Origin of the sequence: Pseudomonas chlororaphis subsp. aurantiaca, assembly GCF_013466605.1 — a bacterium.
GTDB lineage: Bacteria > Pseudomonadota > Gammaproteobacteria > Pseudomonadales > Pseudomonadaceae > Aquipseudomonas > Aquipseudomonas chlororaphis_I.
The window spans coordinates 4340761-4354994 of the sequence record NZ_CP059162.1 but is presented as its reverse complement, the minus strand read 5'-3'; the positions used below and the strand labels follow the sequence as shown (position 1 = coordinate 4354994).

General features: G+C 61.7%; 12 protein-coding genes. All 12 read right to left on the bottom strand.

What is annotated here, in order from left to right:
- Positions 1-2: 2 nt before the first annotated feature.
- The 12 genes from nuoI to H0I86_RS19570 all read right to left on the bottom strand — a co-directional run bounded on the left by nuoI (position 3) and on the right by H0I86_RS19570 (position 14155).
- Positions 3-551 (bottom strand): NADH-quinone oxidoreductase subunit NuoI, encoded by a 549-nt coding sequence (nuoI, locus tag H0I86_RS19625; protein ID WP_003223795.1) that lies wholly within the window; start codon positions 549-551, stop codon positions 3-5.
- Between the two features lie 11 nt (positions 552-562).
- Complete coding sequence (nuoH, locus tag H0I86_RS19620; protein WP_007929607.1) at positions 563-1570, bottom strand: NADH-quinone oxidoreductase subunit NuoH; 1008 nt, start codon at positions 1568-1570, stop codon at positions 563-565.
- Positions 1567-4281: an NADH-quinone oxidoreductase subunit NuoG gene (nuoG, locus tag H0I86_RS19615; RefSeq protein ID WP_180921766.1), complete on the bottom strand. Its 2715-nt coding sequence runs from the start codon at positions 4279-4281 to the stop codon at positions 1567-1569. The genes nuoH and nuoG overlap by 4 nt, the downstream gene beginning before the upstream one ends.
- A gap of 125 nt (positions 4282-4406) precedes the next feature.
- Complete coding sequence (gene nuoF / locus H0I86_RS19610) at positions 4407-5765, bottom strand: NADH-quinone oxidoreductase subunit NuoF (protein ID WP_180921765.1); 1359 nt, start codon at positions 5763-5765, stop codon at positions 4407-4409.
- A complete protein-coding gene (nuoE, locus tag H0I86_RS19605; RefSeq protein WP_009044589.1) occupies positions 5762-6259 on the bottom strand; it encodes an NADH-quinone oxidoreductase subunit NuoE in 498 nt (165 codons plus the stop codon). Before nuoE ends, nuoF begins: the two co-directional genes overlap by 4 nt.
- Positions 6260-6261: 2 nt before the next feature.
- Positions 6262-8043: an NADH-quinone oxidoreductase subunit C/D gene (gene nuoC, locus H0I86_RS19600; protein WP_009049783.1), complete on the bottom strand. Its 1782-nt coding sequence runs from the start codon at positions 8041-8043 to the stop codon at positions 6262-6264.
- Positions 8044-8115: 72 nt separating this feature from the next.
- On the bottom strand, positions 8116-8790 hold the full coding sequence (locus tag H0I86_RS19595) for a NuoB/complex I 20 kDa subunit family protein (RefSeq protein WP_007929186.1): 675 nt from the start codon (positions 8788-8790) through the stop codon (positions 8116-8118).
- A gap of 10 nt (positions 8791-8800) precedes the next feature.
- Positions 8801-9214: an NADH-quinone oxidoreductase subunit A gene (locus H0I86_RS19590; RefSeq protein ID WP_007929187.1), complete on the bottom strand. Its 414-nt coding sequence runs from the start codon at positions 9212-9214 to the stop codon at positions 8801-8803.
- A gap of 595 nt (positions 9215-9809) precedes the next feature.
- Positions 9810-11135 (bottom strand): isocitrate lyase, encoded by a 1326-nt coding sequence (aceA, locus tag H0I86_RS19585; protein WP_007929188.1) that lies wholly within the window; start codon positions 11133-11135, stop codon positions 9810-9812.
- A 499-nt stretch (positions 11136-11634) separates the two neighbouring features.
- Positions 11635-12390, bottom strand: a complete 756-nt coding sequence (locus tag H0I86_RS19580; protein ID WP_180921764.1) for a secretin N-terminal domain-containing protein — start codon at positions 12388-12390, stop codon at positions 11635-11637.
- A gap of 180 nt (positions 12391-12570) precedes the next feature.
- Complete coding sequence (locus H0I86_RS19575) at positions 12571-12996, bottom strand: GNAT family N-acetyltransferase (protein ID WP_038577846.1); 426 nt, start codon at positions 12994-12996, stop codon at positions 12571-12573.
- Positions 12989-14155, bottom strand: coding sequence for a ribosomal protein uL16 3-hydroxylase (locus H0I86_RS19570; RefSeq protein WP_180921763.1), 1167 nt, complete (start codon positions 14153-14155; stop codon positions 12989-12991). Before H0I86_RS19570 ends, H0I86_RS19575 begins: the two co-directional genes overlap by 8 nt.
- Between the last annotated feature and the right edge of the window lie 79 nt (positions 14156-14234).

Here is a 14234-nt window from a genome sequence, read left to right as displayed (position 1 = left end):
CCTTAAGGCAGCAAGCTCTTCACGTTGATCGGCTCGGCTTCGTTTTGCGCGGAGCCTTTTGGCTTACCGGCAATGGCCATACCTGCAACACGATAGAAGTTGTAATCAGGGTTCTTTCCGGGACCGGAGATCAGCAGATCTTCTTTCTCGTAAACCAGGTCCTGACGTTTGAACTCGGCCATCTCGAAATCCGGGGTCAGCTGGATCGCGGTGGTCGGGCAGGCTTCCTCGCAGAGGCCGCAGAAGATGCAACGCGAGAAGTTGATGCGGAAGAAGTCCGGGTACCAGCGACCGTCTTCGGTTTCAGCTTTCTGCAGCGAGATGCAACCCACCGGGCACGCCACGGCGCACAGGTTGCAGGCTACGCAACGCTCTTCGCCATCGGGGTCGCGGGTCAGCACGATGCGGCCACGGTAGCGGGGCGGCAGGTAGACCGGCTCTTCCGGGTATTGCAGGGTGTCGCGCTTGCGAAAGCCATGGCCGAAGACCATCACCAGGCTGCGCAGTTGGGTACCAGTACCCTTAACGATGTCGCCAATATATTTGAACATGGGTCAAATCCTCACTGAACCGCGCCCGCTGGCGTGTTCAACAACACAAGCGCAGCAGTCACCAGCAAATTGATCAGGGTCAGCGGCAGGCAGAATTTCCAGCTGAAGTCCATCACCTGGTCATAACGCGGACGCGGGATGGAAGCGCGCAGCAGGATGAACAGCATGATGAAGAACGCGGTCTTCAGGGCGAACCAGACGAAGGACAGTTGCGGCAGGATGCCGAACGGACCGTGCCAGCCACCGAAGAACAGAGTGACCAGCAGTGCCGAGATCAGGATGATGCCGATGTACTCGCCAACGAAGAACATGCCCCATTTCATGCCGGCGTATTCAATGTGGTAACCGTCGGCCAGTTCCTGTTCCGCTTCCGGCTGGTCGAACGGGTGACGGTGAGTCACGGCCACGCCAGCGATGAAGAAGGTACAGAAGCCGAAGAACTGCGGAATGATGAACCACAGGTTCTGCGCCTGGTAGTCGACGATGTCGCGCATGTTGAACGAACCGACCTGGGCCACGATGCCCATCAGCGCCAGGCCCATGAACACTTCATAGGACACGGTCTGGGCCGAGGCCCGCAGGCTGCCGAGCAGGGCGAACTTGTTGTTGCTCGACCAGCCGGCGAACAGCACCGCGTAGACCGACAGGCCGGCCATGGCGAAGAAGAACAGCAGGCCGATGTTCAGGTCCGCCACGCCCCAGGTCGGGGTGATCGGGATGATCGCGAACGCGATCAGCAAGGCGCTCATGGCCACGACCGGCGCGAGGGTGAAGATCACCTTGTCGGCAAACGGCGGGGTCCAGTCTTCCTTGAAGAACATCTTCAGCATGTCGGCGGCGATCTGGAACATGCCGAACGGGCCAACGCGGTTCGGACCGTAACGGTCCTGCCACCAGCCCAGCAGGCGACGCTCGACAAAGCTGAGCAGGGCACCGGCGACCACCACGGCCAGCATGATGACCAGGGCTTTGACGACCGCCAGGATCACGTCGATCACTTCAGGGGTGAACCAGGTCATTGCGCTGCCTCCTGCAGACCGTCAACGGATTTGCCAAAGAACGCCGGTGGAATGCCCGCCAGGCCGGCCGGCAGGGCCACCAGGCCAGCGCCCAGCTCTTCGTTGATGCGCAACGGCAGACGCAGGGTCTGGCCCGCCACGTTCACGGCGAGCAGCGCGCCATCGTTGACACCGAGGCGATCGGCTTCGGACTTGGCCAGGGAAACGTAGGCGGCCGGGATGCGTTCCTGGACCGGAGCGGCTTTCGAAGAGTTCTCTTCGCTGCCGAACAGGTGGTAGAACGGCACCGCCTGCCAGGTGCCCTGGGCAGGGGAGAAGGGGCGCGGCACGCTGGCGAACCAGCCGAGGCTGTCGCCCTGGCTTTCGATCAGGCGGGTGCCCGGATCACCGGCACGCAGGTGACCACCGACTTCGTCCTGGAATTTGTTCCAGGCTTGCGGCGAGTTCCAGCCCGGCGACCAGGCGAACGGCACCTGGGAGCGCGGTTCCACGGAGCCCGAATAACCTTCCATGGAGAAGGAGAACGCGGTGTCCTGGTCCTGCGGGGTACGTGGCTCGTGCACGCTGATATCGGCGCGCATGGCGGTACGGCCGCTGTAACGCAGCGGTTCGCGAGCCAGCTTCAGGCCCTTGATGCGGAACGACGCCGATGGCGCGGCATCGACGATGCGTGCCAGTTGCGGGTTGCTCTGGGCGCAGGCGGCGGTCACGTGGTCCAGCTGGGTCCAGTCCACCGGCTTGTTCAGCAGGGTAGAGCGCAGGGCATGCAGCCAGCGCCAGCCTTCGTGAACCAGGATGCTGGCATCCATATAGGTTGGATCGAACACCTGGAAGAAGCGCTGGGCACGGCCTTCCTGGCTGACCAGGGTGCCGTCGCCCTCGGCGAAGCTGGCTGCTGGCAGAACCAGGTGCGCGCGATCGCTGGTGGCGGTCTTCTGGTGGTCGGCGACGATCACCACTTTCGCGGCGTTCAGCGCGGCATCGACCTTGGCGGCGTCGGTGCGGGTGTACAGATCGTTTTCCAGTACGACCAGGGCATCGGCCTTACCGTCGATCACCGCTTGCAGCGCGGCGTCCACCGATTCGCCACCGAGCATGGCCAGGCCGAGGCTGTTGGCCTCAGGCACGATCAGGCTGATGGAGCCGTTCTTCTCGCGCAGCTTCAGGGCCTTGGCGATGTTCGCCGCGGCTTCGATCAGCGCCTTGGAACCCAGGGAGGTGCCAGCGATGATCAGTGGACGCTTGGCCGCGAGAAGGGCGTCGGCGATGCGCTTGGCCAGTTCCTGGGCTTCGGTGTCCAGGCCTTCGACGGCCGGGGCGCTGGCGTCCAGGGCGTGGGCCACGGCGAAACCGATGCGCGCCAGGTCGTCGGGAGCGGCGTGTACACACTCCTCGGCAACGTCGTCGAGCTTGGTTTCAGCCAGGCTGGCGATGAACAGCGGGTTCAGCGCGTGCTGGCCGATGTTTTTCACCGCGGCGTCGAGCCATGGCTGGACGCGCATGGCGTCGGCCATTTCTTCGGCCTTGCCCTTGACCGACTGGCGCAGGGCCAGGGCCATGCGGGCGGCGGTCTGGGTCAGGTCTTCGCCGAGGACGAATACCGCGTCGTGGTCTTCGATGTCGCGCATGGTCGGCACGGGCAGCGGGCTGCTTTTCAGCACTTGCAGGACCAGGCGGATGCGCTCCAGCTCGGCGGCTTCGATACCGCTGTAGAAGTGCTCGGCGCCTACCAGCTCACGCAGGGCGTAGTTGCTTTCCAGGCTGGCGCGAGGCGAACCGATACCGACGATATTGCGGCCGCGCAGCAGGTCGGCGGCCTTGTCCAGCGCCTGGTCCAGGTTCAGCTTGGTGCCGTCGTTCAGCAGCGGCTGGCGTGGACGGTCTTCGCGGTTGACGTAGCCATAGCCGAAACGGCCACGGTCGCACAGGAAGTACTGGTTCACCGAACCGTTGTAGCGGTTCTCGATGCGACGCAGTTCGCCGTAGCGCTCGCCCGGGGAGATGTTGCAACCGCTGGAGCAGCCATGGCAGATGCTCGGCGAGAACTGCATGTCCCATTTGCGGTTGTAGCGCTCGGAGTGAGTCTTGTCGGTGAACACACCAGTCGGGCAGACCTCGGTGAGGTTGCCGGAGAACTCGCTTTCCAGGGTGCCGTCTTCAACGCGACCGAAGTACACGTTGTCGTGGGCGCCGAACACGCCGAGGTCGGTGCCGCCGGCATAGTCCTTGTAGAAGCGCACGCAACGGTAGCAGGCGATGCAACGGTTCATCTCGTGAGCGATGAACGGGCCGAGTTCCTGGTTCTGGTGGGTACGCTTGGTGAAGCGATAACGGCGCTCGTTGTGGCCGGTCATCACGGTCATGTCTTGCAGGTGGCAGTGACCGCCTTCCTCGCAGACCGGGCAGTCGTGCGGGTGGTTGGTCATCAGCCATTCGACGACACTGGCGCGGAAGGCCTTGGATTCTTCATCGTCGATGGAGATCCAGGTGTTGTCGGTGGCGGGCGTCATGCAGGACATGACGATACGACCACGGGTGTCGTTCTCGTCGGTGTACTGCTTGACCGCGCACTGGCGACAGGCACCGACGCTACCGAGAGCGGGGTGCCAGCAGAAATAAGGGATGTCGAGGCCTAGTGACAGACATGCCTGTAACAGGTTGTCCGCCCCATCGACTTCGAGCGCTTTGCCGTCTACGTGGATAGTGGCCATGGTTCAAAGTTCTTCGTTGGCCCGGTGTCAGCGGGCGTGGCTAATGGAATCTTGGTGCTCGCCTGGCGCGTCGCGGCGTCTTCAGGCGATACGAGGGCGGCACGGACCACCCTCGTTCGATACGTTTACGCGCCGACTACGATCGGCCGGGCCAGGGGCGGGACGACGGCAGCACTGGTGGCTGCGATGCCGGCCTCGAACTCTGGACGGAAATACTTGATGGCGCTGCCCAATGGTTCCACGGCGCCCGGTGCGTGAGCACAGAAGGTCTTGCCTGGGCCGAGGAAGCCGACCAGACCCAGCAGGGTCTCGATATCGCCGGCTTGCCCTTCGCCTTTCTCGAGGGCGCGCAGCAGCTTGACGCTCCACGGCAGGCCATCGCGGCAAGGGGTGCAGAAGCCGCAGGATTCGCGGGCAAAGAACTCTTCCATGTTGCGCAGCAGCGACACCATGTTGATGCTGTCGTCGACCGCCATGGCCAGGCCGGTACCCATGCGGGTGCCTACCTTGGCGATGCCGCCGGCGTACATCTGTGCATCCAGGTGCTCGGGCAACAGGAAACCGGTGCCGGCGCCGCCTGGCTGCCAGCACTTGAGCTTGAAGCCGTCGCGCATGCCGCCGGCGTAGTCTTCGAACAGCTCGCGCGCGGTCACGCCGAACGGCAGTTCCCACAGGCCAGGGTTCTTCACTTTGCCGGAGAAGCCCATCAGCTTGGTGCCATGGTCCTCACTGCCTTCGCGAGCGAGGGATTTGTACCATTCCACGCCATCGCCGATGATCGCTGGCACATTGCACAGGGTCTCGACGTTGTTCACGCAGGTCGGCTTGCCCCACACGCCGACGGCGGCGGGGAAGGGCGGCTTGGAGCGCGGGTTGGCACGGCGGCCCTCGAGGGAGTTGATCAGCGCGGTTTCTTCACCGCAGATGTAACGCCCGGCGCCGGTGTGGACGAACAGCTCGAAGTCGAAGCCGCTGCCCAGGATGTTCTTGCCCAGCAGGCCCGCGGCCTTGGCTTCTTCCACGGCACGGTTGAGGTGCTTGGCGGCGGTGGTGTACTCGCCCCGCAGGAAGATGTAGCCACGGTAGGTTTTCAGCGCGCGGGCGCTGATCAGCATGCCTTCGATCAGCAGATGGGGCAGTTGCTCCATCAGCATGCGGTCTTTCCAGGTGTTGGGTTCCATTTCATCCGCGTTGCACAGCAGGTAGCGGATGTTCATGGATTCGTCTTTGGGCATCAGGCCCCACTTCACGCCAGTGGGGAAGCCCGCGCCACCGCGGCCCTTGAGGCCGGCGTCTTTGACGGTCTGGACGATGTCGTCCTGGGACAGCTCGGCGAAAGCCTTGCGTGCAGCGGCGTAGCCGTTCTTGGCCTGGTACTCGTCGAGCCATACCGGCTCGCCGTCGTCGCGCAGGCGCCAGGTCAGCGGATGGGTTTCCGGGCTGCGCTGGATGCGGTTGGCAGGGCCGAAGGATGTCAGGGTCATACGTAGCCCTCCAACAGTTTGGCCACGCCAGCAGGCTGCACGTCGCCGAAAGTGTCGTCGTCGATCATCAGCGCCGGGGCCTTGTCGCAGTTGCCCAGGCAGCATACCGGCAGCAGGGTGAAGCGGCCGTCGGCGGTGGTCTGGCCGAGGCCGATGCCCAGCTCGCTCTGGATCTGGCTGACCACGGACTCGTGGCCGCCGATGTAGCAGACCATGCTGTCGCAGACACGGATGATGTGACGGCCGACCGGCTGGCGGAAGATCTGGCTGTAGAACGTCGCCACGCCTTCCACGTCGCTGGCCGGGATGCCGAGGATCTCGCCGATGGCGTAGAGCGCGCCATCAGGCACCCAGCCACGTTCCTTCTGGACGATCTTCAGGGCTTCGATAGACGCCGCGCGCGGGTCTTCGTAGTGATGCAACTCGTGCTCGATGGCCGAGCGCTCGGTTTCGCTCAGGGCGAAACGGTCTGTCTGGATAAGCGGGCTGTTCATGCTTAGCGGTCCACGTCGGCCATAACGAAGTCGATACTACCCAGGTACGCGATCAAGTCCGCGACCATGCTGCCGCGGATCACCGAAGGGATCTGCTGCAGGTGGGCGAAGCTCGGGGTGCGGATCCGGGTGCGGTAGCTCATGGTGCCGCCATCGCTCGTCAGGTAATAACTGTTGATGCCCTTGGTCGCTTCGATCATCTGGAAGGACTCGTTGGCCGGCATGACCGGGCCCCACGAAACCTGCAGGAAGTGCGTGATCAGGGTCTCGATGTGCTGCAGCGTGCGCTCTTTCGGCGGCGGCGTGGTCAGCGGGTGGTCCGCCTTGTACGGGCCTTCCGGCATGTTGCGCAGGCACTGGTCGATGATCTTGATGCTCTGGCGCATCTCTTCGACGCGGACCATGCAGCGGTCGTAGGCATCGCCGTTGGCCGCCAGCGGGACTTCGAACTCGAAGTTCTCGTAGCCGGAGTAGGGGCGCGCTTTACGCAGGTCGAAATCGCAACCGGTGGAACGCAGGCCGGCACCGGTGACACCCCACTCCAGGGCTTGCTTGGTGTTGTAGGCAGCGACACCGATGGTACGACCCTTGAGGATGCTGTTCTGCAGGGCGGCCTTGGTGTATTCGTCGAGGCGCTTGGGCAGCCAGTCGACGAAGTCCTTCACCAGTTTTTCCCAGCCGCGTGGCAGGTCGTGGGCGACGCCGCCGATGCGGTACCAGGCCGGGTGCAGACGGAAACCGGTGATGGCTTCGATCACGGTGTAGGCGCGCTGACGGTCGGTGAAGGTGAAGAACACCGGGGTCATGGCGCCGACGTCCTGGATGTAGGTACCCAGGAACAGCAGGTGGCTGGTGATCCGGAAGAACTCGGCCAGCATGATGCGGATGACGTCGACCTTCTCCGGCACCTTGATGCCGGCCAGCTTCTCGACCGAGAGCACGTACGGCAGGTTGTTCATCACGCCGCCGAGGTAGTCGATACGGTCGGTGTACGGAATGAAGCTGTGCCAGGACTGACGCTCGGCCATTTTCTCGGCGCCACGGTGGTGGTAGCCGATGTCCGGTACGCAGTCGACGATCTCTTCGCCGTCCAACTGCAGGATGATGCGGAAGGCACCGTGGGCCGAAGGGTGGTTCGGGCCCAGGTTGAGGAACATGTAGTCCTCGTTGGCGCCGGAACGCTTCATGCCCCAGTCTTCCGGCTTGAAGCGCGCGGCTTCTTCTTCCAGCTGTTGCTTGGCCAGGGTCAGGCTGAACGGATCGAATTCGGTGGCGCGCGCCGGAAAGTCCTTGCGCAGCGGGTGACCTTCCCAGGTCGGCGGCATCATGATGCGCGACAGGTGAGGGTGGCCGGCGAAGTCGATGCCGAACATGTCCCAGACTTCACGCTCGTACCAGTTGGCGTTTGGCCAGATACCGGTCACGGTCGGCAAGCTGAGGTCGCTCTCGGACAAGGCGACCTTGATCATTACGTCACTATTACGTTCGATCGACAGCAGGTGGTAGAACACGCTGAAGTCGGCGCCTGGCAGCCCTTGACGCTTGGTGCGCAGACGCTCGTCCACGCCGTGCAGGTCATAGAGCATGACGTACGGCTTGGGCAGGTTGCGCAGGAAGGTCAGGACTTCGACGAGTTTGGCACGGGTAACCCACAGCACCGGCATGCCGGTGCGGGTAGCCTGGGCGGTGAATGCCTCAGGGCCAAAACGGTTATTGAGTTCGACGACCACATCCTGGTCGTCTGCCTTATAAGGCGGGATGTACAGAGCACTGCCTGTAGTCATGGTTTTTTATCGCTTTCGGTCAACGTAAAGAATGAAGCCAGTTTTTCGTTCTTTGTAAGAAGCGCTCTGGAATCAGACTTCGTCGGGGCTGCGCAGGTTGGTTACCTGAATACGCTGTTCGCGGCGCTGTTCCTTTTGCGACGGCATTTCGGCGCGATACACGCCTTGGTCACCGACGACCCAGGAAAGTGGGCGACGCTCCTGGCCAATCGACTCCTGCAAGAGCATCAGGCCTTGCAGAAAAGCTTCAGGGCGGGGCGGGCAGCCAGGCACGTAGACGTCCACGGGCAGGAACTTGTCCACCCCTTGAACGACGGAATAGATGTCGTACATGCCACCGGAGTTGGCGCACGAACCCATGGAGATGACCCACTTCGGTTCGAGCATTTGCTCGTAGAGACGCTGAATGATCGGCGCCATCTTGATGAAGCAGGTTCCGGCAATAACCATGAAATCCGCCTGGCGCGGTGATGCCCGGATAACTTCGGCGCCGAAGCGCGCGATGTCGTGGGGCGCCGTGAAGGCAGTGGTCATTTCCACGTAGCAGCAGGACAGGCCGAAGTTGTACGGCCACAGGGAATTCTTACGCCCCCAGTTGACCGCGCCGCTCAGCACGTCTTCCAGCTTGCCCATGAAGATGTTTTTGTGGACTTGATCTTCTAACGGATCGGAAACGGTTTCCCGTTCGCCGATCGGATACTGCTCGTTAGGAGCATCGGGGTCGATCCTGGTGAGATTGTATTGCATCGCCAAAGCCTCATTGTTTTAGCTTCGCCTGCCGCTTACGGCGACCTTCCGGAGCCCAATCAAGAGCCCCCACCCGCCAAAGGTAGACAAGACCTGCCAACAGAATTGCTATGAAAACGAGAGCTTCGACGAATCCGGTCCAGCCGCTTTCGCGGACGGACACAGACCAGGCAAAGAGAAAGAGGGCTTCGATATCGAAGATCACGAAGAGCATCGCGACCAGATAGAATTTGGCTGAGAGCCGCAAGCGGGCGCCACCGGTAGGTAGCATGCCGGACTCGAACGGTTCGTTTTTGCTGCGGCCCCAGGCTTTTGACCCGAGGAGGCTGGAGACGCCGAGCATGAAGGCGCAGAGGCCGCCTACACCCAGAAGGAAAATGGCAAAGCCCCAGTTGTGGGCCATGAGTCCTGTCGCTTCGGGCATGCTGGTAATCCTTAACAGAGAGCAAAGGTCTCTGAGCTTGATAAAGAAATAAAGCAGTGACGATATGTCGCAGTGCAATCAATCGCCGTGATTTTATGGCTAAACACCGGGCAAGTAAATTTTCATGGCGAAATTATTTGGCGGAATAAGGACATGGCTCCTCTTGCAAGCCCCATAAGCCACGGCCTGTGGGCATTAGCGGGCGTTTTGTTAATTATGTTTTGTCCTTGCTGTAACGAATATCCTCACCTCTAAATGATAATCAATATTATTTGACGCTGCTTTTAAACAATGATTCCCATGAAGAGCCGCTAAGTTGTCTTTTATATGCTCGTTACTGCAAGTTGCGAGCGGCCCCTTTTACCCGTTTTTTCCTCCACGCATACCGCTCTGGATCAATGTTTTGCCTGATTGGCGGCGCTCGGGTCGACGGCGTCGCGAGCGGGTTCGCTCCTGTCGGAGATTGAGGGGGGGCGGTGATGCTGGCAAAAGCCACAGGCAAAAAAAACGCCCCGAACCAGTCGGGGCGTCAGATGTGCGGCACTGCAGTTAGCTTTTACCGGGCCTGCAATGGCCGTTTTTCAGAGAAGTCGAATCAGTGGAACTGTTCTTCTTCGGTGGAGCCGGTCAGTGCGGTTACCGAAGACGAGCCGCCCTGGATCACGGTGGTCATGTCGTCGAAGTAGCCGGTGCCCACTTCCTGCTGGTGAGCCACGAAGGTGTAGCCCTTGGCGGCGTCAGCGAATTCCTGCTCCTGCAGCTTCACGTAGGCGGTCATGTCGTTGCGGGCGTAGTCGTGCGCCAGGTTGAACATGCTGTGCCACATGTTGTGAATGCCGGCCAGGGTGATGAACTGGTGCTTGTAGCCCATGGCGGACAGTTCGCGCTGGAACTTGGCGATGGTCGCGTCGTCCAGATTCTTCTTCCAGTTGAAGGAAGGCGAGCAGTTGTACGACAGGATCTGGTCCGGGTATTCCTTCTTGATCGCTTCGGCGAAGCGACGAGCCTCGTCCAGGTCCGGCTTGGCGGTTTCGCACCAGATCAGGTCGGCGTACGGCGCGTAGGCCAGGCCGCGAGCGATGGCCTGGTCGAGGCCGGCGCGCACTTTATAGAAACCTTCCTGGGTACGGGTACCAGTCACGAACGGCTGGTCGTACGGGTCGCAGTCGGAAGTCAGCAGGTCGGCGGCGTTGGCGTCGGTACGGGCCAGGATGATGGTCGGTACACCGGCAACGTCGGCCGCCAGGCGGGCTGCGGTCAGCTTCTGTACGGCTTCCTGGGTCGGAACCAGTACCTTGCCGCCCATATGGCCGCATTTCTTCACGGAAGCCAGCTGGTCTTCGAAGTGAACGCCGGCAGCGCCTGCTTCGATCATGCTCTTCATCAGCTCGTAGGCGTTCAACACGCCGCCGAAACCGGCTTCGGCGTCAGCCACGATCGGCGCGAAGTAGTCGATGTAGCCTTCGTCGCCCGGGTTCTTGCCGGATTTCCACTGGATCTGGTCGGCACGACGGAACGAGTTGTTGATGCGCTTGACCACGGTCGGCACGGAGTCCACCGGGTACAGCGACTGGTCCGGGTACATCGATTCGGCGGAGTTGTTGTCCGCGGCAACCTGCCAGCCCGACAGGTAGATTGCCTGGATGCCGGCTTTGACTTGCTGTACCGCCTGGCCGCCGGTCAGGGCGCCCATGCAGTTGACGAAATCTTTCTCAGGGCGGAAGGACGGTTTGGCGCCCTGGGTCACCAGGTTCCAGAGCTTCTCGGCGCCCATGCGTGCCAGGGTGTGCTCAGGTTGAACCGAGCCACGCAGACGGACAACGTCGGCAGCGGAATAAGTGCGAGTCACGCCTTTCCAGCGCGGGTTTTCAGCCCAGTCTTTTTCAAGGGCTGCAATTTGCTGTTCGCGTGTCAGTGCCATGGAGATAAACCTCGTCGCATAGGTCTGGGGTGGAAAATTCTTGCTCCACCAGATACGCAGGATCAAAGGTGCGTAATTGGCTGCTCGCTGACCAGAAGTCTAGGCGGTCAAGTCGGCTATGGCGCAGATGGCGACGGGTGAACGATGGGCTCAAGGGGAAAGTGAGCAGGTGAGGGCCAGCTGTCGGGCGCATTCGGGCGTCGTGGGCCTTCATACGAACCATCAGTGTGTTGCCGATCTACCTAATTAGCTTCCGTCCCTCGGGACAACCTCGTTCCAGTCGCAATCTCGTCAAACGCACCTTGTGGGCGGTACAGACACGAATCGGCTCAGGTGGGTAGGTTAGAGCGGCGATCCGAAGGCCCTTGCCAGGGCCCCTGATTAGCGGGAGCGAGGCCATCATGCCTTCGGTTTTTTGCCTCGTCAAACGTTTTGTAGTGCTTTTTTTCTATCACTACATCTTTGGTCTAATACGACTAATCAGTCAGTTTTCGGTGCTTTAGTCCAAGGCGTCGACTTTCACTCGCAAGGTCATGTCATCCCGGCCCTGAGTCGAGTAGCTGCGGGTTCCAGCCTGTTTGTCGGCCAGGTTCTGGCGATTGACGCCGGCCAGGGTGATCCACTCGCCAAGACGGCCGCTGACAGTTGTGTCGGTACTTTGCACGTTCACTACATCGGGACGTTCCTGGCTCATGCGGTCACGGTTGGTACTGATGCTCAGGTGAACGGTTTCGCCGGTGACGCTGGCCGTGACGTAGAAACCCTGGGTGACGTTGCGATACTGGGTCTGGTTCTGCAGGCGACCGTAAGGGTCGGTCTGGGTGGTGGTCAGTGGCACGCTCTGGCCGACCTGGATCAGGGCCGGTATGCCTTCGCTGGCCTGGATCTGCTGTATGCCGCCATCGCGGCTGACAGTGCTGCGGGTGATGATGCGGGTTTGTGGCGCGCCGTTGAACGAATAACCCTGATTGTTCTGGGTATTGTTTTCGTTGGTGTCGACCGTGATCAGCAGGCGTTTGGCGGCGATATCCAGTTGCGCGATGAAGGCGCGCAGTTCCTCGATCTTCTCCGGTTCAGCGTTGACGATCAGCTGGTTGCCGTAGGCGCTGACCCGGCCTTCCTTGCCGAGGAAGTTCTGCGCGACGGGCAGCAGGTCGGCGCTGGTGCGGTTGTTCAGGGGCACGATCTCGGTCGCGGCCGTGACTGAAAAGCTCGCAGTCAGCAGCAGCGTCGTGAGTAGGGTGCGTAGGGACATGTCCGTTATCTCCGCTAGGGGTGGAAGCCTTGAGTTTGACAGTTTGTCGGCTCGCGGTGGGGCAAGTTGAATCGTCGATGGCAAAACGCCCCGGCCTCCAGGGAGCCAGCTTAGCTTGCTGGATACGGGGAGGGCGGGGCGTTTTGTGACGTCTGGCAGGATTATCGCCTGCAGGCTCGCTCAGGCGTTGCCGCGGACCATGTCGACGTGAGGGATGCCTGCTTCCAGGAATTCCTCGCTGACGATGCTGAAGCCCAGGCGCTCATAGAAGGCGGTGGCCTGAACCTGGGCGCTGAGCATCAGCTGCTTGAGGCCGCGTTTCTCGGCTTCGCCGATCACTGCCTGCATCAGCGCGTCGCCGACCTTCAGGCCGCGCCAGTCCTTGAGGACCGATACCCGGCCGACCTGCCCGTCGGGCAGCAGGCGTGCGGTACCGATCGGAAAGTCGCCTTCGAGCGCGAGGAAATGCACCGCGCTGTCGTCGTCGGCGTCCCACTCCAGCTCGGGTGGGACGGATTGCTCGATGATGAACACCGCTTCACGAATGCGCCGGATCTCGGCGTTATCCTTTTGCCAGTCTGCGACACGTACGCGAATCTTATTCATCGGCAAATCCCAGGCTTCCTTGCTTGACCAGTTCGCACAGCAGGCCGCGTCCATCCTCGTCCGCCAGCCATGGGCCGAGGTTGTCGAGGTGCAGTGCGTCGGCGGCGCAAATCATCTTCAGCAGTTCGCGCAGCTTGCCCGGCAGGTAGCGGCTCTGGCCGCTGGCGAACAGCAGCAGGTCGTCGTCGACTTCGGACCAGGCCAGGCGCGCGCTCGGGTTGCGGATCAGTATGGCGCCCTGTTCGAGGCTGCCGAGCAGGTCTTCTTCTTCCAGCTCGGGGCCAACCACCAGTTCCGGGTAGCGCGGCTCGGTCATGAACTGGCCGAACCAGGTCAGCAGCAGGCGCTCGTCACTCATATGTTCGGCCAGCAGGCCCTTGAGACGGTCGAGGGCGTCGTGCTGGATCTGGTGCGGATCGCTGACCGGCTGGGCGTCGGCGTCGGTGTAGCGCTCTTCGTCAGGCAGGAACTGGCTGAGGAAGTCGGTGAAGTGGGTCAGCACTTCGGCGGCGCTCGGGGCGCGGAAGCCCACCGAGTAGGTCATGCAGTCGTTCACCGCGACGCCGTAGTGGGCCAGGCGCGGTGGCAGGTAGAGCATGTCGCCGGGTTCCAGGACCCAGCTTTCGGTTTCTTCGAACTCGGCGAGGATGCGCAGGTCCGCGTGTTGCAGCAGCGGGCTTTCGGCGTCGCACATCTGGCCGATCTTCCAGTTGCGCTTGCCGTGGCCTTGCAGCAGGAACACATCGTAGTTATCGAAGTGCGGACCGACATTACCGCCGGGGGCGGCAAAGCTGATCATCACGTCGTCGATGCGCCAGCTCGGCAGGAAGCGGAAATGCTCCAGCAGTTCGGCGACTTCCGGCACGAACTGGTCGACAGCCTGGACCAGCAGGGTCCAGTCACGCTCCGGCAGCTTGCTGAACTCGTCTTCGGCGAACGGGCCGCGGCGCAGTTCCCAGGGGCGTTCGCCGTGCTCGATGACCAGGCGCGACTCGACCTCTTCTTCCAGCGCCAGGCCGGCCAGTTCGTCGGCGTCGATCGGGCTTTCGAAGTCGGGCAGGGCCTGACGGATCAGCAGGGGCTTTTTCTGCCAGTAGTCACGCAGGAATTCCCGTGCGCTGATGCCGCCCAGAAGTTGAAGAGGAATGTCAGGATTCATGTGTAACCTATTGAAAAAATGCACTTTTCATACGGGAATAAAAACGCCCGGCGCTGCCGGGCGTCAAAGGTCTTGCCAT

Bases quoted from the DNA above. Each gene is read 5' to 3' on its own strand.
- nuoG (WP_180921766.1), bottom strand. From the start codon at position 4,281: ATGGCCACTATCCACGTAGACGGCAAAGCGCTCGAAGTCGATGGGGCG.
- aceA (WP_007929188.1), bottom strand. From the start codon at position 11,135: ATGGCACTGACACGCGAACAGCAAATTGCAGCCCTTGAAAAAGACTGG.
- H0I86_RS19590 (WP_007929187.1), bottom strand. From the start codon at position 9,214: ATGCCCGAAGCGACAGGACTCATGGCCCACAACTGGGGCTTTGCCATT.
- nuoC (WP_009049783.1), bottom strand. From the start codon at position 8,043: ATGACTACAGGCAGTGCTCTGTACATCCCGCCTTATAAGGCAGACGAC.
- nuoH (WP_007929607.1), bottom strand. From the start codon at position 1,570: ATGACCTGGTTCACCCCTGAAGTGATCGACGTGATCCTGGCGGTCGTC.
- nuoE (WP_009044589.1), bottom strand. From the start codon at position 6,259: ATGAACAGCCCGCTTATCCAGACAGACCGTTTCGCCCTGAGCGAAACC.
- H0I86_RS19595 (WP_007929186.1), bottom strand. From the start codon at position 8,790: ATGCAATACAATCTCACCAGGATCGACCCCGATGCTCCTAACGAGCAG.
- nuoI (WP_003223795.1), bottom strand. From the start codon at position 551: ATGTTCAAATATATTGGCGACATCGTTAAGGGTACTGGTACCCAACTG.
- H0I86_RS19575 (WP_038577846.1), bottom strand. From the start codon at position 12,996: ATGAATAAGATTCGCGTACGTGTCGCAGACTGGCAAAAGGATAACGCC.
- H0I86_RS19570 (WP_180921763.1), bottom strand. From the start codon at position 14,155: ATGAATCCTGACATTCCTCTTCAACTTCTGGGCGGCATCAGCGCACGG.
- nuoF (WP_180921765.1), bottom strand. From the start codon at position 5,765: ATGACCCTGACATCCTTCGGCCCTGCCAACCGCATCCAGCGCAGCCCG.
- H0I86_RS19580 (WP_180921764.1), bottom strand. From the start codon at position 12,390: ATGTCCCTACGCACCCTACTCACGACGCTGCTGCTGACTGCGAGCTTT.